Source organism: Dactylosporangium sp. CA-233914 (assembly GCF_050942935.1).
Classification (GTDB): Bacteria; Actinomycetota; Actinomycetes; order Mycobacteriales; family Micromonosporaceae; genus Dactylosporangium.
The window spans coordinates 9,732,922-9,757,132 of record NZ_CP192030.1; the positions used below are offsets into that span (position 1 = coordinate 9,732,922).

General features: G+C 69.5%; 25 protein-coding genes and 2 pseudogenes. 13 read left to right on the forward strand and 14 right to left on the reverse strand.

Translation table 11 applies throughout. The features are described 5' to 3' along the window. Positions 1-78: 78 nt before the first annotated feature. Together ACQPY0_RS43185 and ACQPY0_RS43190 are read right to left on the reverse strand one after the other, a co-directional pair. A complete protein-coding gene (locus ACQPY0_RS43185; RefSeq protein ID WP_432974507.1) occupies positions 79-933 on the reverse strand; it encodes a mycofactocin-coupled SDR family oxidoreductase in 855 nt (284 codons plus the stop codon). A 174-nt stretch (positions 934-1,107) separates the two neighbouring features. Continuing rightward, a complete protein-coding gene (locus ACQPY0_RS43190; RefSeq protein WP_432974509.1) occupies positions 1,108-2,286 on the reverse strand; it encodes an amidohydrolase family protein in 1,179 nt (392 codons plus the stop codon). A 524-nt stretch (positions 2,287-2,810) separates the two neighbouring features. Here ACQPY0_RS43190 and ACQPY0_RS43195 point away from each other — a divergent pair. Continuing rightward, complete coding sequence (locus ACQPY0_RS43195) at positions 2,811-3,257, forward strand: hypothetical protein (protein WP_432974511.1); 447 nt, start codon at positions 2,811-2,813, stop codon at positions 3,255-3,257. A gap of 305 nt (positions 3,258-3,562) precedes the next feature. Here ACQPY0_RS43195 and ACQPY0_RS43200 read toward each other — a convergent pair. The 6 genes and pseudogenes from ACQPY0_RS43200 to ACQPY0_RS43225 form a co-directional block, all read right to left on the reverse strand. Continuing rightward, a pseudogene (locus ACQPY0_RS43200) lies at positions 3,563-3,733 on the reverse strand (IS1380-like element ISGosp1 family transposase); the annotation flags it as partial. Positions 3,734-4,009: 276 nt separating this feature from the next. Beyond that, positions 4,010-5,359, reverse strand: a complete 1,350-nt coding sequence (locus ACQPY0_RS43205) for a glycoside hydrolase family 28 protein (protein ID WP_432974513.1) — start codon at positions 5,357-5,359, stop codon at positions 4,010-4,012. A 23-nt stretch (positions 5,360-5,382) separates the two neighbouring features. Then, complete coding sequence (locus tag ACQPY0_RS43210) at positions 5,383-6,294, reverse strand: dihydrodipicolinate synthase family protein (RefSeq protein WP_432974516.1); 912 nt, start codon at positions 6,292-6,294, stop codon at positions 5,383-5,385. Continuing rightward, a complete protein-coding gene (locus tag ACQPY0_RS43215) occupies positions 6,291-7,109 on the reverse strand; it encodes an SDR family NAD(P)-dependent oxidoreductase (protein WP_432974518.1) in 819 nt (272 codons plus the stop codon). The genes ACQPY0_RS43210 and ACQPY0_RS43215 overlap by 4 nt, the downstream gene beginning before the upstream one ends. Beyond that, positions 7,106-8,272, reverse strand: a complete 1,167-nt coding sequence (locus ACQPY0_RS43220) for a mandelate racemase/muconate lactonizing enzyme family protein (protein ID WP_432974520.1) — start codon at positions 8,270-8,272, stop codon at positions 7,106-7,108. Before ACQPY0_RS43220 ends, ACQPY0_RS43215 begins: the two co-directional genes overlap by 4 nt. Next, positions 8,269-8,895: a GntR family transcriptional regulator gene (locus tag ACQPY0_RS43225; protein WP_432974522.1), complete on the reverse strand. Its 627-nt coding sequence runs from the start codon at positions 8,893-8,895 to the stop codon at positions 8,269-8,271. Before ACQPY0_RS43225 ends, ACQPY0_RS43220 begins: the two co-directional genes overlap by 4 nt. A 202-nt stretch (positions 8,896-9,097) precedes the next feature. Here ACQPY0_RS43225 and ACQPY0_RS43230 point away from each other — a divergent pair, with 202 nt between their 5' ends. From ACQPY0_RS43230 to ACQPY0_RS43245, 4 genes and pseudogenes are all read left to right on the forward strand, one after another. Beyond that, positions 9,098-10,027, forward strand: coding sequence for a carbohydrate ABC transporter permease (locus ACQPY0_RS43230; RefSeq protein ID WP_432974525.1), 930 nt, complete (start codon positions 9,098-9,100; stop codon positions 10,025-10,027). Next, positions 10,017-10,850, forward strand: coding sequence for a carbohydrate ABC transporter permease (locus ACQPY0_RS43235; protein WP_432974527.1), 834 nt, complete (start codon positions 10,017-10,019; stop codon positions 10,848-10,850). Before ACQPY0_RS43230 ends, ACQPY0_RS43235 begins: the two co-directional genes overlap by 11 nt. A gap of 40 nt (positions 10,851-10,890) precedes the next feature. Then, a complete protein-coding gene (locus ACQPY0_RS43240) occupies positions 10,891-12,180 on the forward strand; it encodes an ABC transporter substrate-binding protein (protein WP_432974529.1) in 1,290 nt (429 codons plus the stop codon). Between the two features lie 415 nt (positions 12,181-12,595). After that, a pseudogene (locus ACQPY0_RS43245) lies at positions 12,596-13,096 on the forward strand (transposase family protein); the annotation flags it as partial. An 88-nt stretch (positions 13,097-13,184) separates the two neighbouring features. On the opposite strand, the gene ACQPY0_RS43250 reads toward ACQPY0_RS43245, so the two are convergent. After that, a complete protein-coding gene (locus ACQPY0_RS43250) occupies positions 13,185-13,631 on the reverse strand; it encodes a hypothetical protein (RefSeq protein WP_432974531.1) in 447 nt (148 codons plus the stop codon). Between the two features lie 174 nt (positions 13,632-13,805). On the opposite strand from ACQPY0_RS43250, the gene ACQPY0_RS43255 reads away from it, so the two are divergent. The 3 genes from ACQPY0_RS43255 to ACQPY0_RS43265 are packed head-to-tail and all read left to right on the forward strand — an operon-like array spanning position 13,806 to position 15,082. After that, positions 13,806-14,036: a hypothetical protein gene (locus ACQPY0_RS43255; protein ID WP_432974533.1), complete on the forward strand. Its 231-nt coding sequence runs from the start codon at positions 13,806-13,808 to the stop codon at positions 14,034-14,036. Positions 14,037-14,065: 29 nt separating this feature from the next. Then, entirely contained in the window at positions 14,066-14,512 is a 447-nt protein-coding gene (locus tag ACQPY0_RS43260) for a GntR family transcriptional regulator (RefSeq protein ID WP_432974535.1), read from the forward strand. A gap of 24 nt (positions 14,513-14,536) precedes the next feature. Beyond that, entirely contained in the window at positions 14,537-15,082 is a 546-nt protein-coding gene (locus ACQPY0_RS43265) for an HD domain-containing protein (RefSeq protein WP_432974537.1), read from the forward strand. Here the strand turns inward: ACQPY0_RS43265 and ACQPY0_RS43270 are convergent. The 3 genes from ACQPY0_RS43270 to ACQPY0_RS43280 are packed head-to-tail and all read right to left on the reverse strand — an operon-like array spanning position 15,047 to position 16,725. Continuing rightward, the gene (locus ACQPY0_RS43270) at positions 15,047-15,511 is read right to left on the reverse strand and encodes a hypothetical protein (protein ID WP_432974539.1); all 465 of its coding nucleotides are present in this window, start codon (positions 15,509-15,511) and stop codon (positions 15,047-15,049) included. The genes ACQPY0_RS43265 and ACQPY0_RS43270 overlap by 36 nt on opposite strands. Then, complete coding sequence (locus tag ACQPY0_RS43275) at positions 15,504-15,980, reverse strand: NUDIX hydrolase (protein ID WP_432974541.1); 477 nt, start codon at positions 15,978-15,980, stop codon at positions 15,504-15,506. The genes ACQPY0_RS43270 and ACQPY0_RS43275 overlap by 8 nt, the downstream gene beginning before the upstream one ends. A 10-nt stretch (positions 15,981-15,990) precedes the next feature. Beyond that, positions 15,991-16,725: an XRE family transcriptional regulator gene (locus ACQPY0_RS43280; RefSeq protein ID WP_432974543.1), complete on the reverse strand. Its 735-nt coding sequence runs from the start codon at positions 16,723-16,725 to the stop codon at positions 15,991-15,993. A 222-nt stretch (positions 16,726-16,947) separates the two neighbouring features. On the opposite strand from ACQPY0_RS43280, the gene ACQPY0_RS43285 reads away from it, so the two are divergent. The 5 genes from ACQPY0_RS43285 to ACQPY0_RS43305 all read left to right on the forward strand — a co-directional run bounded on the left by ACQPY0_RS43285 (position 16,948) and on the right by ACQPY0_RS43305 (position 21,514). Then, a complete protein-coding gene (locus ACQPY0_RS43285) occupies positions 16,948-17,121 on the forward strand; it encodes a hypothetical protein (protein WP_432974545.1) in 174 nt (57 codons plus the stop codon). A gap of 68 nt (positions 17,122-17,189) precedes the next feature. Further along, positions 17,190-17,342, forward strand: coding sequence for a hypothetical protein (locus tag ACQPY0_RS43290; RefSeq protein ID WP_432974547.1), 153 nt, complete (start codon positions 17,190-17,192; stop codon positions 17,340-17,342). A 23-nt stretch (positions 17,343-17,365) separates the two neighbouring features. Continuing rightward, positions 17,366-17,542 (forward strand): hypothetical protein, encoded by a 177-nt coding sequence (locus ACQPY0_RS43295; protein ID WP_432974549.1) that lies wholly within the window; start codon positions 17,366-17,368, stop codon positions 17,540-17,542. A 247-nt stretch (positions 17,543-17,789) separates the two neighbouring features. Further along, positions 17,790-19,832 (forward strand): hydantoinase/oxoprolinase family protein, encoded by a 2,043-nt coding sequence (locus ACQPY0_RS43300; protein WP_432974551.1) that lies wholly within the window; start codon positions 17,790-17,792, stop codon positions 19,830-19,832. After that, complete coding sequence (locus ACQPY0_RS43305; protein WP_432974553.1) at positions 19,829-21,514, forward strand: hydantoinase B/oxoprolinase family protein; 1,686 nt, start codon at positions 19,829-19,831, stop codon at positions 21,512-21,514. The genes ACQPY0_RS43300 and ACQPY0_RS43305 overlap by 4 nt, the downstream gene beginning before the upstream one ends. On the opposite strand, the gene ACQPY0_RS43310 is transcribed toward ACQPY0_RS43305, so the two are convergent. Then, positions 21,496-23,025 carry a PucR family transcriptional regulator gene (locus tag ACQPY0_RS43310; RefSeq protein WP_432974555.1) on the reverse strand — a complete coding sequence of 510 codons (1,530 nt, stop codon included), beginning with the start codon at positions 23,023-23,025 and terminating at the stop codon, positions 21,496-21,498. The genes ACQPY0_RS43305 and ACQPY0_RS43310 overlap by 19 nt on opposite strands. Further along, positions 23,022-24,146, reverse strand: a complete 1,125-nt coding sequence (locus tag ACQPY0_RS43315) for a DUF917 domain-containing protein (protein ID WP_432974557.1) — start codon at positions 24,144-24,146, stop codon at positions 23,022-23,024. Before ACQPY0_RS43315 ends, ACQPY0_RS43310 begins: the two co-directional genes overlap by 4 nt. Between the last annotated feature and the right edge of the window lie 65 nt (positions 24,147-24,211).

A 24,211-nucleotide genomic window follows, 5' to 3' on the forward strand; every position in this document is an offset into this window, starting at 1 on the left:
AGCCATCCGATATCGCCCGAAAAAAGCAGCCGCCAGACTCGCTGCTTCCCGCCCGTCGCTCAGGCGCCCGCGCGCCTGCTATTCGACCGGGTTGTGATTGAAGCCGGGAAGCAGCAGATGGCCCCCGTCGACCGGGACCGAAACGCCAGTGATTGCGCTTGCTTCGTCAGAGACCAGCCACAGCGCCGCATTCGCGACCATCTCCGGCGGCATGAATCCGTGTCCCTTCAGGGCGTGGAAACGACGGCCACCCCGCTCCCGATCCTCACGGGTTCCCCCCGCTCGGCCGGCCATCATGTCGTACATGCCCTGCCAGTCCGTCATTCCGGTGTCGATTGCGCCCGGGCACACGGCGTTGCACCGGATTCCGTAGGGAGCCAGCTCGAGCGCAACGGTCCCCATCAGACCAACCAGGCCCCGCTTCGCCGCGACGTAGTGCGCGTAGTTCGCCCCGGGCTCAAACGCCTTGACCGACGCCGTCATGACGATCGAGCCGCTCCCGCGCTCGATCATGTGGGGCGCCACGGCCTTTGCCGACTTCCAGACGCCCGTCAGATTGACGTCGATCATGTCGTCCCACATCTCCTCCGACATCTCCCAGAATGGCGCGAGGCTGTGGATCCCGGCGTTCGCGATCAGAATGTCGACGTGTCCGAGTTCGGCGATGGCACGCGCGACCGCGTCATCGAGCTGGGCCTGCGATCTGACGTCCGCCTGGATGCCGATCGCGCGGCGGCCGATGCCCTCGACCAGTTTGACCGTCTCAGCGAGATCGTCCTGCGAAGCCATCGGGTAGTCGACGGTCGCGATCTGCGCAGCAATGTCGACGGCGACGACATCCGCGCCCTCCCTGGCGAGAGTCGTGGCGTGCGCGCGTCCCTGCCCGCGCGCCGCCCCGGTAACGAGGGCCACCTTCCCGTCCAGCTTGCCCATGTCAACCTCCTTGAGTACGCCCTATTCGGTGAATCACGCGTCTATCCACGAGACCGCGTCTGTTTGAACTCTCGCCTCGCCCGGGAGGTGTCCGACGGCAAAGGCCGACGCAGTTCGACACGCGGTCGACGTCATCCCCGCAATGTCAAGGTCGCCGCGCGCAGGCCGGCGAAATCAACGACTTTCGGCCGTCAGCTCTTTCCACTTGTGCACAACGCCGCCCTTTACGGTGGCGGAAATCTTCCGTAGGGCGGTGATGTCCTCAACCGGGTTTCCATCCAGCACGATCAGATCCGCGACGTAGCCCGGCGCGATAGCGCCAGTCCTGTCGTCGACGCCCATGAGCTTCGCGTTGCCTTCAGTGGCTGCGGTCAACACGTCACCGGACGAGAGTCCGGCCACCTTGACGAGGATCTCGACCTCGTCCACGAGGTTGCTCGGCTCAGAGAACATCGCCGCGTAGTCGCTTCCTACGCCCCACGGCATTCCACGGGCGATAGCCCTGACAAAGTGGTCGAACTTCGACTCATAGACCTGCCGTGCCCTCGCGTGGAGGCCGGGGAACTCAGGATGCTCCGAAAGCACCTTGTACACAACGAACGTCGGAATGAGCGGCACGCCGCGCTCCGCCATCAGGTCGGCAGCCTCGTCGTCCACGTAGGAACCGTGCTCGATGGTCGAGACACCGAGGCGCACCGCTCGCTTGATCGCCTCCGCGGGATGAGCGTGAGCGGCCACCGGGCGGGCGCGCTTCCTGGCCTCATCAATCGCCACGCTGAGTTCATCGTCGGTGAACTGGAGCCACTTCTCCGATTCCGACGGCTCGAAGACGCCGCCACTGCACATGACCTTGATCAGATCGGCGCCCGCCTGGAGTTGCTGGCGGGTGGCCTTCAGCACCTCATCGACACCGTCGGCAACCCGGTGAAACATGTGACCATGGCCGCCCGTCGTGACGATTGCCTGCCCCGAACACTGCATCGTCGGCCCATTCACGATGCCACCGGCAATTGCATTCCGCAGCTCGATGTCGATGTTGTGGGTCCCGCCGACATCGCGAACCGAAGTAACTCCTGACCGGAGAAAGGCCTCGGCCCTTCGGACAGACTCGTACGCGAGTCGCGCCTCACTGTGGCCGTGACCCGCCGCGCCCAAACTCAGATGTGTGTGCGCATCAATCAGCCCGGGGAGGATTGTCATTCCGGTGACATCAATGGCCTCCGCCCCCACCGGTAGCGGTATACCCGCGCCGCAGCTGTCGATCCGGCCGTCAATGATGACGACGTCACCACGGCTCATCGACCCGCCAACAAAGATCTCGGCACCGACCAGGGCCAAAACAGATGAACTCATCACCACTCCCGCGGCTTCGTTCGCCGTGCAACCCCGCCGATACCTTGTTCGTCAGCCTCCGACACTCGCGCTTCTTCCTACTCGGGGCGGTCCACCTCGGTCGCCACGGCGCTATGTATTCATGCATATGAACCGAACGTTCAGTTCATCTTCCACGCCGCGTCGCCCACTGTCAAGGCTCCAAATCTTCGTAGTGAAGAGCGAAATCGTTTTCCGGCATCGGTGGGCCAACAAGCCGTTCCTTCACACCGTCCGCGCTCTCGCCGGCGGCCCCCACGGCCGCAACTCGACGGTGTCAGTGTGAGCGAGATTCACGAACGCCAGATCGGCGCCTCGCTTGGCCCGCTCGGCGTCCGGGGTGAACACCTACTCTGTAGCAGGGCCCTGGCAACGTCGGGCCCAGTAGGGCGTGGTGGCAGTTTGCTGCGGCGATGTTGGGTGGCGCCGACGCGGTGGCCGCCAGCGGAAGCCGCGCGGTTGCACCGGGGTCAGCGTCGCGCGGGCGGCTGCCGCATCATGTTTGCGTGAAGGTTTCCTGGGATGCGAGCGTCGTCGATCTTCCGCTGCCGGGACGGTCTGTGGTGGACGGTGACCCGTCCGCCGTTCCGACGCCGGTCGACGCCGCCCTGCCGTGGGGCCGTCGGCTGGTGGCCATTCCCCTGACGCCGGCCCAGGGGGCGGTCTTCCGCCGCTACGAGCGCGTCCGGGCATGGGGGTTCGCACTTGCATGCCTGGCCATCGTTCTGGCCGCCGCGAACCTGGCCGTCATGCTGCTCGTCGCCAGCCGCGGGCCGGGTTTCCTGCCGCTGGCTCTGGGCGCCGCTGTGCTGAGCGGCGTACTCGGGTCGCGTCGTCCGGGCCAGTATCCGGTCGTGTTCCACGGTCGGGTAACTGTGCGCCGGGTCGACCGCGTCACCGCCGAGGAGTGGCGCCGGACGGCTGGCGACACGGTCAAGGTGACCCAGAACTGACACGCCACCCGGCAGCGTCGATTCGCGAACCACCGCCGCCGCGGCCGATCCGGCAGCAACGCCAGAGACTGCCGCGCTCCACCGCCGATCTCGTATCCAGCGAGCAACTCGTCGAGACCCAACGGTCCACCCGCACCCCTGTCGGCGCTGGCGTGGGCGTTCGGACGGGGTCGAGTTGATGTTGTTGGGTTGAGGGCGTGGCGGTGCTGCTGGCCCTCGGTCCAGCGCGCTCGGTTCCTGCTGTAGGGATTGATGGCGGGTTGGGGTGGTGCGTGGTGGTGCGTGCGGCAAGGGGGTGGTCTGCCTCAGGTGGCGAAGACGGCGTTCCAGAGGGTGAGCCAGGCTCGGGTGCGGGGCGTGGGGCGGCGTTGGGGGCGGGCGAGCCGGGCTGGGATGTTGATCAGGTGGGTGCGCAGGGTGGCGCCTCGGGCTTTGGCGTAGCGGGTGGTGCCGGTGAGCGTGCCGGCGGCGCGGAGTGGGCATGGGTCCCCACGCTCGACGATCAGGATGACACGAGCCGGATGACCGGAGACGGTCACGTCCGGAATCTGTGGGAGCCGGCGGGTGCGACCCCCGCCGGCCACCCGGCCTACGAGACAAACCCGATCATCCCAGCTGGCAGGGCACTCTCGTCACATCTCCACGTCGCTTCTGGTCACGAGGGACCGATCTCCACCCACGGATTCAGGCTCAGGACGTCCGGCTCGTCGGCGCGCGAACGGAACAACGCCCGCCCGGGCGACGGGCCGGGGTCATCCGGGCAGGCCCGTCCTCCACTGGTGGTGCGTACGGTGGTCGTACAGGTCGTTGTCCGGGTCGACGTCCCGCTCGACGGAGAGCGTCACGTCGTCGAACCGCAGGCCGGAGACCGCGACAATCTTGCCGAACTCGCGGGCCGAGACCGAGACATGGTCGAACCGGATGTTCCGCATCGGGTTCTCGGGGTAGCCGTCAAGGTCGAAGGCCCGGGACGGACCGTCGTACCGCGGGGTCAGCTCCGCGCGGACGTTCCTGACCACGATGTCTTCGACCGCGGTCAACGGTGCGTCCGGAGGAGTGGGCTGGGCGAGCACGCGCCACGAAGGCGGAATCTCACCGTTGTGGTCCTCGGGAAGCTGGATGGTGTTGAACCAGGGGTACCAGTTGAGTGCCCAGCTGAACGGGAAGGCCACGTCGCGCATGGTGATGTCGGTGAAGGTGACGTCGCGCACGAAGCCGCTGCGAGCGCGCGAGGACTTGATCCGGAAGCCGTAGTCCGTACCGGCGAACTCGCAGTCGTGGATGCGGACGTTGCGGATGCCGCCCGAGAGGTCACTGCCGAAGGCGAGGCCGAGTCCGGCGAGGATCCGGCAGTTGCGTATCTCGACGTCCGCGCAGACCCGGCCCACCCGCAGTCCGTCCGCGTCCCGCCCGGACTTGAGCACGATGTTGTCGTCGCCGCAGGCGATGGTGCAGTTCTCCACCAGGACCCGTTCGCACGAGTCGATGTCGATGCCGTCGGTGGACGGACCGTAGCTGTCCACAATGGTCACACCGTCCACCCGAACGTCCCGTGAGTAGCACAGGTGCACCGTCCAGAATGGAGAGCGCCGGATGGTGAGACCCTCGATGAGCACGTCGGTGGACTCGTGCACAAGCAGGATCCGCGGCCGGCGGACGTCGTAGTCCGCGGCCCACCGCAGCCTGCGCGTGTCGTACTCGGCACGCAGTCCGCCCTTGCCGTCCGGGCCCCAGTACCGGTCCCACCAGAACTGGCCCCGACCGTCGATCGACCCCGGGCCGGTGATCCGCAGATGGTGTGCCTCGAAGGCGTTGAGCAGGGCTGCCGGCCCGTCCATCTCGATGCCCGCCACCCGCGAGAACACGGTCGGGTAGTGCTCATCCGCGGTGGCCGCCGCGAGCACCGCGCCGGGACCGAGATGGAACTCCATGCCGGACGTGAGGAACAGGGCCCCGGTCAGGAACGTCCCGGCCGGCACCACCACCCGGCCGCCGGCCTTGCCCGCGGCGTCGATGGTGGCCTGCAGCGCCGCGGTGTCCAGTGCCACGCCGTCGCCCTTCGCGCCGAACTCCCGGGGGTCGAACTCGGATGGTTGCGTCATTCGGCTCACCTGACCTTGTCGTTTCAGTGGGGGGTGGCGAGGCTGGCGAACGTCTCGTCCCAGTTGCGGAGGAGGTCGTGCAGCCGGGCGCGAGCGGGCTCGGTGAGCTGCGAGTTGGGCGGCCGTACGCCGCCGGCCTCGATGCCGTTCCACCGCAGCATTTCCTTGAGTACCGACACGTTGAAGCGGGCGTTCCCTTCGTTGCGCAGCGCCTCGATCGGCCGGATGAGGCCGAGCAGCTCGCGGAGCCGGTTCAGGTCACCCGCCATGCTCGCGGTGTGCATGGCGAGTGCCGCCTCCGGGTACACATTGGCGAGGCCGGAGGTGAACGCGTGCACGCCGAGTCCGGCGTGCATCGGTACCATCGACTCGGCAAGGCCGTTGATCCATACGCACGGACCGGCCGACTCGTCATGGACCAGGGTGGACAGGGTGTGGAAGTCGTCGCGGGCGTACTTCACCGCGACGATGTTCGGGTGCCGGGCCAGCTTCTGCAGGTCGTGGCCCTTGACCCGGGCCGAGCGCAGGTACAGCACGACGGGCAGCGGGCATCGGTCGGCGACCTGCTCGTAGTAGCGCACGATGCCGGCGCCGTCCCCGAACGGATCCGGCGGCTCGTGCAGCATAGCGGCGTCGTAGCCGAGGTCGCGGGCGTACTCCGCGTCGGTGACCAGCTGGCCGATACTTCCGGCCACTCCGGCGAGCAGGAGGGCGCGGCTGCGGCCCGCGGCGACCGCACGCAGCATGCACCGGCGCTCGGACGGGTCGAGCTGGTGCATCTCCGCGGTGTTGCCCAGGGCGGTCAGCACGTGGATGCCGGCGGCGTCGGCCCGCCGCGCGATCGCGCCGGCGACGTCCTCGTTGATGCCGGTGGCTCCGTCCCGGTACGGCGTGACGAGGACGGCGGTCACGCCGTGCAAAGCGCGCAGGTTCATCGGCTCCCTTTGCCTGGGCTGGCGGTGTCTATCTCGGCGGATGCCTGGCGGGCCTGTGCGATCAGGCCGCCGTCGATGGTCAGGACCTGGCCGGTGACGTATGCGGCCTCGGCCGAGGCGAGGTAGGCGACCGCGGCCGCGACCTCCGCGCCGGTGCCGACCCGGCCGAGCGGGATCGGGATCGCCTCGGTGCGTTGCACGTCGCCGGGCAGGCCCTGGTAGCGGTCGTTGGAGATCGCGCCCGGTGCGACCGCGTTCACCCGGATGCCGTACGGCGCCAGCTCCAGCGCCGCGGCCCGGGTGAACGCCTCCACCGCGCCTTTGGTCGCGTCGTACGCGAGCGCGTTGCGGTGCGCTTTGCTGGCGCCGATCGAGGATATGTTCACAATGGACGATCCGGCGAGCATGCCGCGGGCAGCGGCGCGGCTGCACAGGAAGACCCCGCGGGCGTTCACCGCGAAACTGCGATCCCAGTCCTCGATGGTGAGCTCGAAGAACGGCACCCGGCCGGCCATCGGCAGGGCGGCGTTGTTGACCAGCACGTCGATGCCGCCGAAGGCGTCCACGATCCGGTCCACCATGCCGGTGACGGCGGAGGCGTCGGATACGTCCGCCTCCACCGCGAGCGCCTCGTGTCCCTCGCCGGTCAGCCGCCCGGCGACCGCGTCCGCCTCGCCGGGAACGATGCCGTTGACGGCCAGGCGCGCGCCCTCCTCGGCGAAGCGGGTGACGATGGACAGGCCGATGTTCCTCGTGCCCCCGGTGACGAGTACGCGCTTGCCGGCGAACCTGCCGGGTACCACCGGCGGGTTCATCGGGTGGGTGCTCCCACCCGATCCACGACCGAGGCCACCTCTCCCGCCGGCCAGGTCAGCGGTGCGCGTTCCGCGGCCAGGCGGTCATGGTCGATGCTGACGCCCAGTCCGGGGCCGTCGGGCGCGAGCAGCTGTCCGTCGCGGTACCGCACCGGCTCCCGCACGATGTCCCGGGTGTAGAGCAGCGGTCCGACCGGGTCACTCGCCACCGAGACCGCCGAGGTGGCCACGCCGAGGTGCGCGGCGGCCGCGGTGCCGATGGACAGCTCCTGGGTCGTTCCGATCAGGCAGCGCAGGCCGGCCGCCTCGGCCACCGCGATCACCCGGCGGGCCGGCGTGATCCCGCCGAGCGCGAAGAGACCGATGTTCAGCACGTCCACCGCGCGGGTGGCGGCCAGCCGGATCGCCCAGCCGCCGTCGTAGACGTGCTCGCTGACCGGCATCAGCGTGCGGTCCCGCACGAAGGCCAGGCCCGCGGCGTCCCGTTCCCGGGCGGGCGCCTCGACCAGCTCGTACTCCAGGTCCCGGGTCCGCTCGATGAAGCGGGCGGCGTCCCGGGCGTCGAGCAGGTTCGAGAAGTCGAGCGACTTGATCTGGATACGGTCGCCGAACCGGTCCCGCGCCCGGCGCAGAAACTGCTCGTCGAGGTCGAGCACGCCGCCCACGTACACCCGGAACGTCGAGAAACCCTGCGCCAGCCGGGACTCGACCACCTCCAGGTTCGCGGCCACGTCCGCCGCCGACCGCTGGCGGAAGATCGGGTACGCCACCGGCAGCGACGGCCGCACCGCTCCGCCGAGCAGACTGCTGACGCTGCGGCCGGCCAGCTTGCCGCGCAGATCCCACAGCGCGATGTCCACGCCGCACTTGATCACGCTGCCTTTGTCGTACAGGTTGCCGGCCTGTGGGAACGACTCCTGCAACCGGCGATCGAGCTCGTTCGCGGCGTGTACGTCAAGTCCGCGCAGCAGGTCGGTCAGGGTCCGCTCGAGCCCGGCGACGTCCACGTGGTACTTGGGCAGGTGCTGGAAGTCGGACATCTCGCCGACGCCGACCAGGTCGGCCGAGCCGGTGAGCAGCTCCACCACCACGTGACCGCAGACGAATCCGGTCGTGCGCGGGATGTTGACCGGGGTGAGCCGTACTCCGGTGATCGTCGTCATGGCCGCGGCCGCTCATCCAGGTTGCGCAGCAGCCCGGCGGAGTTGCGGGTGACGTGCTCGCGCAGCAGCTCCGCGGCCCGGTCGGCCTCGCCCCGCTCGAATGCCTCCAGGATGGCCGCGTGCTCGCGCCCCTCGACGTCGTAGGTGGCCTCCGCGCGCCAGCCCGCGGTCGCGATGAAGGTGCTCAGCGTCTGCAGCTTGTCCAGGAAGTCGACGAGCAGGTGGTTCTCGCAGATGGCATACAGCTCGCGGTGGAACTTCCGGTTGGCCAGGCCGAGCTGGGCCGGCTGGTCCGCGTGCAGCAGCGCGTCCGCCTCGGCCAGCGCCTGGCGGGCGGCTGGGTGCGGGCCGGCCCTGCGCCGCGCGATGGCGAGCCGGACCGCCTCCGGTTCGACCACGATCCGCGCCGTGGACACCTCGCGCACGGTCGCCGCGTCCAGCGTGCGCACGCTCATGCCCTGGTACGCGTTGGCCACCACGAGCCCGCTCGACTGCAGCTGCTTGAGCGCTTCCCGGATCGGGGTCTTGGATACGCCGAGGCGGGTGGAAAGGTCGCGCTCGACCAGCGCAGCGCCCTGCGGGAGGGACCCGTTGAGGATCGCCTCCTGCAGCGCGTCCCGCACCCGGTCGCCGCGCGAGATCGCTCGCTCTATAGACAGCGGGGCCGCGTTGTGCCGGTCCATCCCCGCCTCTGCCATGGACGCCATGCCTGAGATCGTAGTATCGTGCGATACCACGATGCAAGCAGACGTCGAATGCGGCGCGTGTGTGGTATCGCACGATGCCGCCGTCGTGGAATACGGAGGCTCAGATGGATGATCCGCGATGAGCGTGCTGGGTGAGCTGCGCACGCTGACCAAACGCCCGGGGCGCGGCCGGGTCAAACACCGCGACAACCGGGCCGGCTACCTCTTCCTGCTGCCCTGGTTCGCCGGCCTGCTCCTGATCACCGCCGTCCCGATGGTGGCCTCGCTCTATCTCTCCTTCACCCGGTTCAACCTCCTGCAGCCGCCGGAGTTCACCGGGACGGCCAACTTCGCCCGGATACTCGGCGACGACCGGCTGTGGAAGTCGCTCGCCGTCACGTTCGAGTACGTCTTCGTCTCGGTCCCGATCCAGCTCGCGCTGGCGCTCGTCCTCGCCGTAGTGCTGGACAAGGGCGTCCGCGGGCTGGCCATCTACCGATCGGTGTACTACCTGCCGTCGCTCATCGGCGGCGGCCCAGCGATCGCCATCCTGTGGAAGCAGGTCTTCGGGTCGGACGGACTGGTCAACTACGCCCTCGAGTTCTTCGGCATCCAGGGCCAGAGCTGGGTGGCCAATCCCAGCACCGCACTGTCCACGTTGGTCACGCTGAACGTCTGGACCTTCGGCGCGCCGATGGTCATTTTCCTCGCCGGGCTCCGGCAGATTCCCGCCGAGTATCTGGAGGCGGCGAAGGTGGACGGCGCGGGCAGCGTCCGCAGGTTCTGGAGCATCATCGTCCCGCTGCTCACTCCGATGATCTTCTTCAACTTCGTGCTGCAGATCATCCACGCGTTTCAGTCGTTCACGCAGGCGTTCATCGTCTCCGGCGGCACCGGCGGGCCGGCCGACTCCACCCTGTTCTACACGCTCTACCTGTATCTGCAGGGGTTCGGGAACCTGCAGATGGGCTACGCCTCGGCGCTGGCCTGGCTGCTGCTGGTCATCGTCGCCGTGTTCACCGCCGTCAACTTCTTCCTGGCCAAGTACTGGGTGTTCTATGACGATTAACCGCCTGCGCAGCCTGCTGCGGCACGTGGTGCTCATCGCCGCCGCGGCGGTGATGCTCTATCCGGTGCTGTGGCTGGTCGTTTCGTCCCTGCGCCCGACCGACGAGATCTTCCGCAAGCCGGGCCTGGATCTCACGCACCTCGACTTCTCCAACTACACGGACGGGTGGAGCGCCCTGTCCAGCCCGTTCAGCCTGTACCTGTTCAACTCCGCCGTGGTGGTGGTCGGCTGCATCGTCGGCAACCTGGTCTCCTGCTCGGTCGCCGCGTACGCGTTCGCCCGGCTCGACTTCGCCGGAAAGCGGCTGTGGTTCGCCATCATGCTCGCCTCGATCATGCTGCCCATCCACGTGGTGATCGTGCCGCAGTACGTCATCTACTCGAACCTGGGCTTGGTGAACACGTTCATCCCGCTGATCCTGCCCAAGATGCTCGGCACCGACGCGTTCTTCATCTTCCTGATGGTGCAGTTCATCCGGGGCATCCCGCGTCAGCTGGACGAGGCCGCCCGACTGGACGGGTGTGGGCACCCGCGGATCTTCCTGCGGGTCATCCTCCCGTTGATGGTGCCGGCGCTCGCCACCACCTCGATATTCACCTTCATCTGGGTGTGGAACGACTTCTTCAGCCAGCTGATCTTCCTCACCAAGCCCGACAAGTACACCGTCCCGCTCGCCCTGCGCGGCTTCATGGACGTGACGTCGGGAACGAACTGGGGGCCGCTGTTCGCGATGAGCGTGGTCTCGCTCCTCCCGGTCTTCCTGGTTTTCCTGTTCAGCCAGCGGTTCCTCGTGCGGGGAATCGCCACCACCGGCGGCAAGTAGCCCCGGTCACCATTTGTCCCCGCCAACGAAAGACACCCCCATGACCCGAGGACTGCACCGCACCATCATCGCCGCCGTCGCCTTCGCCGCCGTCCTGGCGACCGGCTCCGCCTGTTCCGGCTCGAAGCCCAGCACGACGCTGGACCCGAACGAGAAGATCACCCTGACCATGACCTGGTGGGGAAATGACACCCGGCTCGCCAACACCAAGAAAATCATCGACGCGTTCCAGAAGCTGCACCCGAACATCACCATCCAGCCGAGCTACTCGGACTACTCCGCCTACTGGAACAAGCTCGCCACGCAGATCGCCGGGAACGACACCCCGGACATCATGCAGATGGACGACATCTACCTCAGCACGTATGCCCGCCAGGGGGTGCTGCTCAACCTTTCCGACTACCACATCGACACGTCGCTGTTCCCCAAGGCGGCGGTCGACGCCGGAACCGTCGACGGCAAGCCCTACGCGCTACCGTCCGGCGCGGCCGCGTACGCCATGGTCGCCAACACCGCGTTGTTCCAGCAGGCGGGCATCCCGGTGCCGGACGACACGACCTGGACCTGGGACGACTTCGCCAAGCTGACCAAGCAGCTGACCGACGCCGGACACAGGCAGTTCTGGGGGTTCGGCAGCAGCTTCGGCTACGACGACGGTTCGCTGCGGCTATGGCTGCGCCAGCAGGGTGAAACGCTGTTCAGCGACTCCGGACAGGTCGCCGCGACCGCACCCACGGTCGCCGGCTACTTCGCGCACCTGCACGGCTTGGTGCAGAACGGCTCGACCCCGCCCGCCTCGACCCTGCAGGAGAACCAGGGCGTCGGCCTGTCGGAGACCTTTCTCGCCACCAACAAGGTCGCCATCGGCTCGTTCTTCAACAGCCAGCTCAGCGCGCTGACCAACGCGAGCAAGTCGCCACTGAAGCTCCTCATGTTGCCGCAGTCCAAGGGCACCTACTTCCTGAAGCCGTCGGCCCAGTGGGCCGGGTCGGCCCGCAGCCAGCACCCGGCCGCGGTGGCCGCATTCGTGGACTTCATGGTGAACAGCACCGAGGCCGGCGACATCCAGCTCACCGAGCGCGGCATTCCGGCCAACAAGGCGGTCGGCGCCCACATCGCGGCGAAGCTGTCGCCGGTCGACCAGGCGGCCATCGACTTCATGAACAAGCTGCCGCTGGGCCAGTCCGAGCCGGTGACGCCGCCCGGCGGGAGCCAGGTGGTGAAGATTCTGCCCCGGTACACCGAGCAGGTGCTCTTCGGCAAGATGCAGCCGGACGCGGCGGCCGCCGGATTCCTCAAGGAACTCAAAGACGCGGTCAAGAACGCCTAGTGTCCTGAGGCGTCAATTCGTTGGTAGATTAGGGTGTCCTGTGGCGGATGGCTCGGCGGTCGTCTCGAGCCCCCCGGTCTACTGCATCTGCTGGGGTGTCGGGGTCGCGCTGGTCGGGTGCGACATCTGTCAATCCTCGAACGACTCGGCGCCGGCCGGGATTCCCACGACCCGAACGCCAGGGCGGGCGACGAACCCGATCGCCGCGACCAGTAATCGGGGGGTATTCGGGGGCGGGTTAGAAATCCCATAGATAGAAGCCAACGCCCTGGCCGGGTTTTCCGGCTCTTCGAACTTGATGGGGGTTTGACCACCCGGCGGGGCTCCACTGTGGACCCTGCCTGATAGATGCCCGTAGCTCTCGTAGATCATGTTGTTGTCGAAGCAAGATGATCCCAACAGAAGAGCTACGGGCGTGGTCAACGATACGACGCGGCTGCTGGGCCTCGACGGCCTGGCCGTCATCGGGGTCGCCGACGACCCCGATGGGCCGGTGGTGCACCTGATCACCGCTGATGAACAGGCACGACACTGCCCGGACTGCGGCACCCGGGCACGACGGTCCAGGGGCCGGCGGGTGACCCGGCCGCGTGACCTGCCGATCGGTGGCCGCCGGCCACGGCTGGTGTGGACCAAGCGCCGCTGGCGCTGCGACGAGCCGGCGTGCCGGCATCGCTCGTTCACCGAGTCAGTGCCAGCCGTGCCACCGCGCAAGCGGTTGACGGCCCGGCTGCGGGCCTCGGCCGGGGCGGCGGTGGCCGATGGCGGGCGAACGGTGATCCAAGCGGCCCGCGACCATGCGGTGTCCTGGCCGGTCGTCACAGCGGCGTTCACCGGCCACGCGCACATGGTGCTGCCGGCCCAGCCCGAGCCGGTACAGGTGCTCGGTATCGACGAGATCCGCCGGGGCCGGCCGAGATGAGGCCGCCGCCGGGAACTGCGCAACCGCGACTACGAACCCGAACCGCCACCACCCGCAAAACCCGCGGACATCTCAACCCCCGCTAACTTCGAAGAGCCCGTATAACCTGCTCGGCGTCCGGATCGCCAAGTGCGATCCGGATCAAGACGCCTGCCTTGGCCCGTTCCGCAAAGATTCGGATAATCGCGGGGTCTTCCAGGAGGAACAGCGCACTGTACGCGACGAGGTCGATTGCCTGCTCGGCACCGCGGAAGAGGCTGCGCCACGTTTCGGCGGGTACGAGGCTTCGGTTCGCGTACGCCGCTCTGACCTCGTCGGCGGCCGGTCGCGGCTCCCGTTCGACGGTGTCTGGCCAGAGGTCGGCGATGGTCCAGCCGGTGAGGCGGGCGAGTTCGTTGCGGTGGCGGGGGTATGGGACGCGGCCGGCGAACCAGCGGTCGACGGTTTTGGGGTCGACTTGGAGTTGGGTGGCGACGTCGAGGGCGGTGAGTCCGGCGCTGGCGAGTGCTCGGGTGAGTGGGTGTCGCACGATGGCCTCCGCTCAAAGCCATTGAGTGCAGCCGATTCTAGTCAAGAAGTCCCAAGACGTCCCCCCGAACGTGGTACCCGGGCGGGGACGTCCGGGGAAGGCTGAGGATGACGACACGCCTCGGCCGTTCGGCCCGCCCAGGTGCGCTGTCGGCTGGACGAGAGCGAGGCGAGCATGGCTCGGGACGAGGATGCGCGGCGGGCGTCGGATGCGTTGGCGCTGGCGTTGGAGGAGGCCGGCTTTGACGTCGGCCGGGCGTTCCCACTGCTGGGTGCCACTGTCGGGCGCGCCGGTGTGGCCGTGGTCGAGGTCGGTCAGGTCACACCCGCGGTGGCCAGCCAGCTTGCCGATCTGGTCGCGCGAGCGGCCGGTGGTGGGCTGGCGGTTGGTGAGCTGGGAGACTGACGGCCGGTTCGTGTGCGAGGAAGGTTGGCATGCCGTCGACGGCTTGGGGTGCCTACAAGGGCATCACTGAGGTGCTGCGCGCCAAGCTCGCGTCGGGCGAGTTCCCGCCGGGTGCTGCGCTGCCGTCCGAGGCTGCGCTGGTGGCCGAGTTCGGTGTCGCCCGCAATACCGTGCGGCGAGCCTTGGATGCGCTTGCCGAGGAGGGGCTGATCGTTGCGCAGCCCGGCCGTGGGCGGGTCGTCGCCGAGGCTGGCGCATCTGGCCGGTCGGCGCAGCCGCACTACCGGCGGATCGCTGCCGAACTGCGGGAACTGATCGAGTCCGGGGAACTGGCGGTGGGGACGCGGTTGCCGTCCGAGGCGGCGCTGGCCGAGCGGTATGGGGTGGCGCGGGGGACGGCACGGCAGGCCCTCGCAGCATTGCAGGACGTCACGGTGTCGGTGCATGGGAAGGGTCGGTACGTCAAGCCGCGATGATCGACAGGCATTAGTCTCGGACATGTGGAACATGTCCGATGGGCTCGTGACCTGGCGTGCCGTCTGCTGGCCGAGTCGTTGCCGGTCCGCTGGGACCACGTTCAGGGCGTCGGACATACCGCGGAGGACATTGCCCACATCGTCGGCGACGACGCCGAGCTGCTGATCTGCGCGGCCTGGCTGCACGACATCGGCTACGCCCCGCACCTGAACAAGGCCGGCTTCCACCCCCTGGACGGCGCGCGCTACCTCCGGGACGTCGAGCACGCCGACGAGCTGCTCATCCGGTTAGTCGCCAACCACTCCTGCGCGCTCATCGAGGCCCGCAACCGAGGGCTAGCCGATGATCTAGCAGGCGAGTTTCCAACCCCGGCCGATTTCGTGCTCGATGCGCTGACGTTCTGCGACATGACGACCAGCCCGACCGGCAAGGCGGTGAACCTGGAGCAGCGGCTGGCCGAGGCGTTCGAGCGGTACGGCGACGGGCATCTCGTCACGCTGTCGCTGACCGAGGCCAGGCCGCTGCTGGAGGGGTCAACGGGTCGGGTGCTGGCTGCTCTCGGCCGCTGAGGTGAGCCGGCCCTGTTCGTTGCGGTTCCAGCGGCGCCCGGCGCTGTCCAGGAATTCGATCTCGACGGGTTCCGGGTCGACGTACGAGCGCAGCCACGACACCGGAGCTGGGCGGCGGATCGTCTGACCAGGCGGGACGAGGCCGACGAACTCGGCGTCGCCGCCCTCGGGCATTGGGAGCTCCACCTCGTAGATCGGCATCTGGCTGGCGTTGTGGATGTGGAAGGCCAGTTCGCGAGTGCCGTCCGGCTTGCGGTACGCCTCCACCCACGCGCTGATCCGCGCCGCCTGGCCGCGCCGTTCGTCCTCGGCGCGTTCGGCCTCGCGGTTCTGCTCCCGGCGCAGGAGCATGAACCCGACGATGAACGCACCCACCGTACCGAGGGCGGAAAAAACGCTGCCCGCGGCGTTGACCCAGTCGCTATCCAAGGTGCGGCTTCCCGGCCCGGGTCAGGTAGTGCTCGATCCGCAGCCGCATCGACCGGTGCATCGTCAGCCCATCGATCGCGTCCGGCGCGATCCACACAACTTCCCGCGACTCGTCGCTCGGCGTCGGTGTGCCGCCGAGGGGGCGGGCGGTGTAGACGATGGAGAACTCTTGCCGGGCCTCGTTGTTCGAGGTGTAGAGGATGACGTGGCGGGGGTCGGTGTAGATCCCGACGAGGCCGGTGACCTCGATGTGGATTCCGGTCTCCTCGAACGTCTCCCGGACCGCGCAGTCGGTCATCGACTCACCCGGCTCCATCGCCCCGCCCGGCAGCGCCCAGTTGTCGTTGTCCGTGCGGTGGATCAGCAGCAGTTCACCCGCGTCGTTGACCACCACAGTGTTCGCGGAGGGGACGAGGCTGTTGGCCTTCGGGGCGTCGGGGTCGTTGAAGTAGTCGATGCGCCGGGACAAGACGAGAACCTCACTCCAAGGGTGTGCCGCCGGCCCAGACCCGGTCGAAGCTCTCCACGTACGTGCCGACCATGTCACCGCCGGCGACGTGGCGCAGGTGCAGGACCGGGGCGTTGGAGGCGGGCGTGCCGAAGATGTGGGTGTTGACGAGCACCTGGTCGTCAACGCGGTAGATCGAGTTGTAGAGGATCGTGCTGTGCAGGCGGAACTCCACGCCGTCGATGTCGCGGAGCGGGGCGTACAGGACCTGGGCCATGCGGCAGCGGGCGGCCATGTCCATGTCGATGCCCTCGTCGATGCCGCGCTGGTGGACGTTCTCGCTGTCGGGGTCGCCCAGCAGGACGCGAACCTTGACGTCGTTCTCGGCCTTGCGGCGGATCGCGCGGAAGATGCCCTGGTCCTCCGGGACGAACAGGCCGCTGTAGACCAGGATGCCGATCTCGCGTTCGGCGTTGTCGAAGAACGAGCGCCACAGTTCTGACGGGACCGCCCAGCGGGCCGGGTAGATGTTGACGATCTCGCTCTCGGAGGCGTTGGCGACCTGGTCGCGGCTCATCGCGTCCGGCCACAGGTATGACTCGTCCACACCGAGGCGGGCGGCTACGGCGTAGCGGTGGCGGCGGTACGGCAGACGACCGCTGATCCAGCGCTCGACGCTCTTCGGGTCGACCTCAAGGACGTCCGCGAGGCCGGCTGGAGTGAGACCGCGTTCCAGCATGGCTGAGCGCAGGCGTTCGTTTGGCATGGCTCCCCGTCGCAGGACGTCCCGACAGGTGACCACCCTATGGGAGACATCTTCGATACGTCCAGCCATGACCTGAACACGTCCCGTCGATGTGCCGCATGCTCATGGCATCGAAGCACGACGAACCTTCACCGGGCCTCCACTTCGACCTAGACTTGAACATGTACATCATGTTCAAGACATGGTGGGAGGTTCGGTGGCCACGAGAAGGGAGCCCATTCGTTGTCACTGTCCGGCCCGCTCGACGGTGAGGACCTCTGCCCCTGCGGCGCGAAGCTCGACGCGGACGACTCGACCGACTGCCGCAAGTGCCGCGCCTGGGTGCGCTGGCAGCGGCGCCGCACCGGCCGCACCCACCGCCGGCCCGGGCCGAACCCGTCCGGCCCGAACCTCTGAATCCCTGCTACCGAAAGGAGTCCACGCTGACTATCTCGGTCTCGGCCGTCCTGCTGCTCGGACTGCTCGTGTACCTGCTCTGGCGCTACACCCGCACCCCCATCTGGCACATCGCCGTATGCGTCCTGTTCGGCTATTTCCTCGCCACCTCCTCGATCGCGCCGACCATCGGACGGCTGGTCACCGCCGCCGCGCACTACATCTCAGGACTGGACCTGTGACCCGGCGCCGAGATGGGTGGGTCATGGCCGGAATGCTCGTCGCCGCGACGTCGGCGGCGGTCGCCAGCTTCACCGGGCTGCGCGGGCTGGCGCTGCTGTCCGGCTGGCCTGAGCGCGCCCCGAAGTCGTGCGTGATGAACAACATCGCCAATTCGAGTTCCCGGCGAAGGTCGATGAGGAGCGTCAGCACAGCCGCCTGAACCGGCACGTCGAGCGCGGAGGTCACCTCGTCGCAGACAAGAACGTCCGGACGGGAGGTGAGCGCGGCGCTGCGGTGCGGCCGGCGGTACCTCCGGTGTCGGCATGCCCGACATCGAACCCGGGCCGGCAAAGCGCCGACCGTGCGCGCCGCACGCGTGGCGCCGCCACCGCTATGCCGCGCGCACAGTCCCGCCGGGATCACGCGACCTAACTTGCGAGGACGCCCCGACGCTGAGGAGAAGGCTGATGCGGTACCGAGTGTCGATGGACATCGGAGGCACGTTCACCGACGTGGTCACCTACGACGAGGACAAGGGCGTGTTCGCGGCGACGAAGGCGTCGACCACGCCCGGCAACCTCAGCGAAGGCGTGCTCGTCGGCCTCGACGCGGTCGTCGACCGGACCGGCGACATCGGCTTCCTCGTCCACGGCACGACCCAGGGCCTCAACGCCTTCCTCGAGCGGCGCGGTGTCCCTGTCCTGCTGCTGGCGACCGCCGGCGTGGAGGACACCTACCACATCGCCCGGGGCCCGCGGACCCGCCTGTACGACCTGCACTACCGCAAGCCGACCCCGCTCGTCCCGCGCCGTGACATGGTCGGCATCGGCGGGCGGATCGCCGCCGACGGCAGCGAGCTGACCCCGCTGGACGAGCCGGCGGTCCGCGACGCCGCGCGCAAGGCCCGCGAGGGCGGTCACGGCGCGATCGCCGTGGCGTTCCTGTTCAGCTTCAAGAACCCGGCGCACGAACTGCGCGCCCGCGAGATCCTGCTCGACGAGCTGGGCGAGGACTTCACGGTGTCCGTGTCGCACGAGGCGGCCAAGGAGTGGCGCGAGTACGAGCGCACCTCGTCGGCGGTCATCGAGAGCTACACCGGCCCGATCGTGCGGCGCTACCTCATCGACCTCGAACGACGCCTGGCCGGTCGGGGGCTCGACGTCCCGCTGCACGTCATGCAGTCCTCGGGCGGCATCCTCACCGCCGAGTCGGCGCGCCGCCGGCCGCTGCAGACGCTGCTGTCCGGGCCGGTCGGCGGCGCCATCGCCTGCGCCGAGCTGTCCCGCCAGACCGGGCGGCCGAACCTCATCGGCATCGACATGGGTGGCACGTCCTTCGACGTCTCGCTGATCGTCGACGGTGAGCCGGACGTGTCCGCCGAGGCGCAGCTCGAAGGGCTGCCGATGCTCATGAGCGTCGTCAACATCCACACGGTCGGCGCGGGCGGCGGCTCGGTCGCCTGGGTCGAGGCCGGCGGGCTGCGGGTCGGGCCGCGCTCGGCGGGGGCGCGCCCCGGGCCGGCCTGCTACGGCCGCGGCGGCACCGAGCCGACCGTGACGGACGCCAACCTGGTGCTCGGACGCATCGACGCCGAGGGCTTCGCCGGCGGCCAGATGACCCTCGACACCGGCCTGGCCACCGCCGCGGTCGCCGGGCTCGCCGAGCGGTTCGGGCTGAGCACGACGGCGATGGCGGAGGGCATCTGCGACGTCGCCAACGCGAAGATGGCGCAGGCGATCCGTACCATCACCGTCTCCCGCGGCATCGAGCCGCGGGACTCGGCGCTGGTCGCGTTCGGCGGGGCCGGGCCGATGCACGCCGTGTTCCTGGCGCGCGAACTCGGCATCGCCGAGACGGTGGTGCCGCGTTTCCCGGGGGCGTTCTCGGCCTGGGGGATGCTGCAGACGCAGATCCGGCAGGACTCCACCGAGCCGTACTTCTTCCTGGACGTGGACCTGGACGGCGCCGACATGGCCGCGACCCTGGCCCGCCTGGAGCGGCAGGGCCTCGACGCGCTGGCGCACGAGGGCGTGGCCGGCGACCGGCGCAGCGCGAGCCACGCCGTCGACGTCCGGTACGCGGCGCAGGAGTACACGATCACCGTGCCGCTCACCGACGCGGGCGAGCCGGCGCGGGAGGGCTTCCTGGCCGCCCTGGCGGAGCGTTTCGCCGCGCTGCACCAGTCCCGCTACGGCCACGCCAACCTCGGCGCCCCGATCGAGCTGGTCACGCTGCGCACCGCCGCGTTCGGCGACCTCGGCCGGCCCGAGCCGCAGAAGTGGCCTGCGGCCGCGACCGCCGAGTTCCGGTACGAGATCCGCACGGTCGTCTTCGACGGCGAGCCGCAGCCGTCGATCGTCGTGCGCCGCGACGACCTGTTCGTCGGCCACACCTTCGACGGGCCGGCGGTCATCGTCGAGGACACCGCCACCACGGTCGTCCCGCCCGGCCACACCGTCAGCCTCGACGACATCGGCTCACTGCTCATCCGCCGGAAGGACTCAAAGTGACAACTGCCCTCGACGCGGTCGACGTCGACCCGGTGACGGTCGAGATCATCCGCAACGCGCTCAACTCCGCGGCCGACGACATGAACGCGACGCTGATCCGGTCGGCGTACACGCCGATCATCTACGAGTGCGGCGACTGCGTCGTGGCCCTGCTCGACGCGGAGCACCAGGTGCTCGGCCAGTCCGCCGGCCTGCCGATCTTCCTCGGCAACCTCGAGACCTGCACGCTGGCCACCGAGCAGCGGTTCGGCCGTGACGTGTGGCAGCCCGGCGACGTGTGGATCCTCAACGACAGCTACCTCGGCGGCACCCACCTCAACGACGTCACGATCTTCGGGCCGGTGTTCGTCGGCGACACCCTCGTCGGGTTCACCGCCTCGCGGGCGCACTGGATCGACGTCGGCTCCAAGGACCCCGGCGGCTCGATGGACTCGGTGACCATCTTCCAGGAGGGGCTGCGCCTCGGCCCGCAGAAGCTCGTCGAGGGCGGCAAGCACGTCCGCAGCGTCATCGACACGATCGGCACGAACGTCCGCTTTCCGTACCCCACCACCGGCGACATGCACGCGATGATCGCCTGCATCACGATGGGCGAGAAGCGGCTGCAGGAGATCGTGCGCCGGTTCGGGCTGCGCACGCTGGAGGCGGCCCGCGACGAGATCTTCCGCCAGACCGAGCTGCTGGAACGTAAGGTGATCGCCGGGATCCCCGACGGCGTGTACACCGCCGAGGGCGTGCTCGACAACGACGGCATCGACCTGGACAACCCGATCCCGATCCGGCTGAGGATCACGGTGTCGGGCGAGACCGTCGACTTCGACGTGACCGAGTCCGCCGACCAGACCGTCGGCCCGGTGAACTGCGGCGTCTCGCAGGCCGTGTCGGCGCTGCGGGTGGGCTACAAGCTGCTGGTCAGTCCCGACCTGCCCGGCAACGGGGGTTCGTTCCGGACGATGACCACCCAGGTCCGCGAGGGGTCGGTGCTGGGTGCCCGTTCCCCCGCCGCCTGCCAGTGGTACTTCTCCCATCTCGGCCTGCTCATCGACATGGTGGCCCGCGCGCTGGCGCCCGCGCTGCCCGACCACGTGGCCGGGGCGAGCCACGGCGACTCGATGATCATCCTCACGGCCGGCACCGACCCGCGGGTCGGGCGCGAGTTCGTCAGCCTCGAGGCAACCGTCGGCGGCTGGGGCGCGTGGAGCGGCTCCGACGGCGAGAGCGCGCTGATCAACAACGTGAACGGGTCGCTCAAGGACATTCCGATCGAGGTCCACGAGACGCGCTACCCGTGGCGCATCACGGAGTACCGCATCCGTCCCGACTCCGGCGGGGCGGGACGCTGGCGGGGCGGCAACGGCGTGATCCGGCAGTACGAGGCGCAGACCGACCTGACGGTGTCGCTGTGGTTCGAGCGCTCACGCCAGCCCGCGTGGGGCCTGTTCGGCGGCGAGGACGCGGTCGGCCCCGAGGTTCTGATCAACCCGGGCCGCCCGGACGAGCGACGCGTCCTCAAGGTGAACGGCCTGGCCCTGAAGGCGGGCGACGTGGTGCGCTGCGCGACCGGTGGCGGGGGCGGCTACGGCGATCCGGTGGAGCGTTCGGCCGACGACGTGGGCGCCGACGTGCTCGACGGCAACATCAGCGCCGAGGCGGCGGTGACCCGCTACGGCATCGGCCGCTGAACGGACCACAGCGAGGCCAGCGCGTAGCACATCACGTGCAGTGCCAGTCGTTGGGCCGGCTCGTCGTAGGTGAGCCCGAGCTGACGGGCCCGGGCGAGCCGGGCCAGCACCGTGTTGCGGTGCACACCGAGGCGCTGCGACGCCTGGCTGAGCGAGCCGCCGCAGTCCAGAACCGCCAGCACCGTCTGGACCAGGGCGGTGCGGTCACGGGCATCCATCAGCTCGCCGAGGCACAGGTCGGCGACCTGGGCGATCTCGGCGGTCGGCAGCCAGGCGAGCGCGGCCGGTGGCCCGACCTGGTCGAACCACTGCACGGCGGCCGGGCCGCGCTCGCGGGCGACGTGCGCGGCCAGCCGGGCCTCGGCGACCGACCGCAGCAGCCCGGCGACACCCGGGTGCGCCCGCCCGATCCCGATCACCAGCCCGTGCGCTGCCGCCGGGTCCCGGAAGGCGGCCACTGCCCTGCGCAACGGGGCCACGTCGTCCGGGTCGGCGCCGCTGTGCCACGAGATCCAGCCGTCGCCCTCCACGATCAGCGGCCAGTTCGCGCGGCCCCGCTGCCACGAGGCGCGCACCAGATGGGTGACCTCGTCGGCCGGCTCCCCCGACGGATGCACCGGCGCCAGCCACACTGCCCGGTTGGTCCCGTCGACCTGCCAGCCCAGCTCGCTGCTCCAGGACGGCACGTCGACGTCGCCGGCCTCGGTGCGGGCGCCGTCCGCCGGCTCGGCGGCCAGCCGCCGCAGGAGGCCGAACGCGGCCTGCTCCTGCGCGGCGTGGATCGAGGAGTCCAGCCGGGTCTGCGCCCAGGCGGCCTGCAGGGACGGGCGGGCCAGCCGCAGCAGCGCCTCGACCTGTTCGGTGGCGGCCGGCCCCTGCGCCGGGACGGCGGCGACCAGCCGCGCCCAGGGCCGTGCGCCGGGGCCGTGCACCTCGACCTGGACCTGCTGGACGTTGGGCCGCTCCTGCAGGGCGGCGGCCCGCCCGGCCACGGCCGCACCACCGATCACGAGGGCCACCGGCACGGTCTGCAGTTCGCTGTTGAGCACGCCGAGGACGCCGCGGATGCCGGTCTGCTCCGCCAGCCGGGCCGCACACAGCGCGTGCCGCAGCGCCCGGGCCGCCGCCGGGGCGCTGACCTGCCCGGCGAGCTGCAGCGCGACGTCGACCGGGTCGGCGTCGATGACCAGCAGCGACATGTTCAGCCGCTCGGCCAGGGCGGCGCTGGAGGCGTCGGCGACAGCGCGGGACACCACCACCGCCGAGATGTTGCGCTCCCAGGCCAGGTGCAGGGCCGCGGCCAGCGACCAGCCACCGGTGGCCGCCTCGTTGTGCAGTACGACCAGCAGGTGGGGCGTGCACCGGCGCAACCGCTCGAAGGTCTCGGCCAGCACGACCTGCTCCACCCGGCGGGACGGCTCAGCCAGGTGGAGCCGTTCGGCCCCGGCCAGCGGCTGGATGCGCACCAGCTCACCGAGGGTGATCGGCAGGGTCGAGGGGCGCTGGCTCACCGGGACCCCCCGCGCCGCCGCGGATGCTCCAGCGGGATGCCGTGCGAGTGCAAGCCCACCATCTCCATGCCCTCGTCGGAGTACCAGACCGCATCGGCCGGCGTCACCAGCACGTCGACCAGGTCGCCGCGTTCGAGGTTGTCGAGCGTCGCCAGCGCGCCGCGGGCGGCGTCGACGAGACACAGCAGGTCGGGTGCGCCCGCGATCAGCGCGCCGTTGGCGAAGACCGCGACGATCTCGCTGCGCAACTCGATGCGCAGCTGCCGCCGCGGCCCGCTGGTCTCGTCGACCACGACACTGGACGCGTGGGCCGGGATCGTACCGTCGCTGGGCCGGCTCAGCTGCTCGAGGTCGACGATGCGCCCCCGGCCCAGCCGCCGGCAGCCCGTGACCGCGCTGAGCCGGCTGATCAGCAGGTCAGGATCGGTGCGCTGGAGCAGCACCCGGCCGACGTTGGTGATCCTCGACACCGTGCCGGGCAGCGCGGCCCGCCGCAGTATCCCGGCCGTCGTGGGGTACGCCGCCAGCGCCGCCCAGCCGCCGAGCGGGTCGACGTTGGCCCGCAGCAGCCGGTCGGCGCGCCGCCCCTCCGGGGACTCCACCAGCACGCTCTCGCCGGTCGGGCCGAACGCGACCAGCGGTGTCGGCGACACGCCGGCCAGGTGCATGGCCGTGTGGTGGATCAGGGCGTACGTTCGGCCCATGCCGTCGGCGTCGAGCAGCGGCACGCCGAGCTGGGCGGCGGCGACCACCGGCGCTAGGGCGCTCACGGTCGCCGCGGCCAGCGGGTACACGGCGCCGAACCGGACGCCCTGCAGCCGCTCGATCTGGCGGATCGCCGACTCGAACTCGTCCCCGGCCGGCGGCAGGTCCGCCATCGCCGTCGCCGACCCGAGCACGCACACCGACACGCACGGCGTGTCCGGGTCCATCGTCTCGACCCGCCGCAGCGGAACCGGTCCCCGGCGCTCGAGCAGCCCGGTCAGCCAGGAGTTGAGCGAGGACCGGTTGGCGTCGCCGACGGACGAGGAGTAGAACTTCGCCCCCTCGTACAGCGCGGGCACGTCCTCCGCGCCGATCCAGGTGTTCGCGCCAAGATAGCCACCCGCCTGCACGCTCATGCCGTCACCTCCGCTTCGCTCCGGCAACAGCATGAGACTCGAACTGCAACACGATTCGCGGCTCC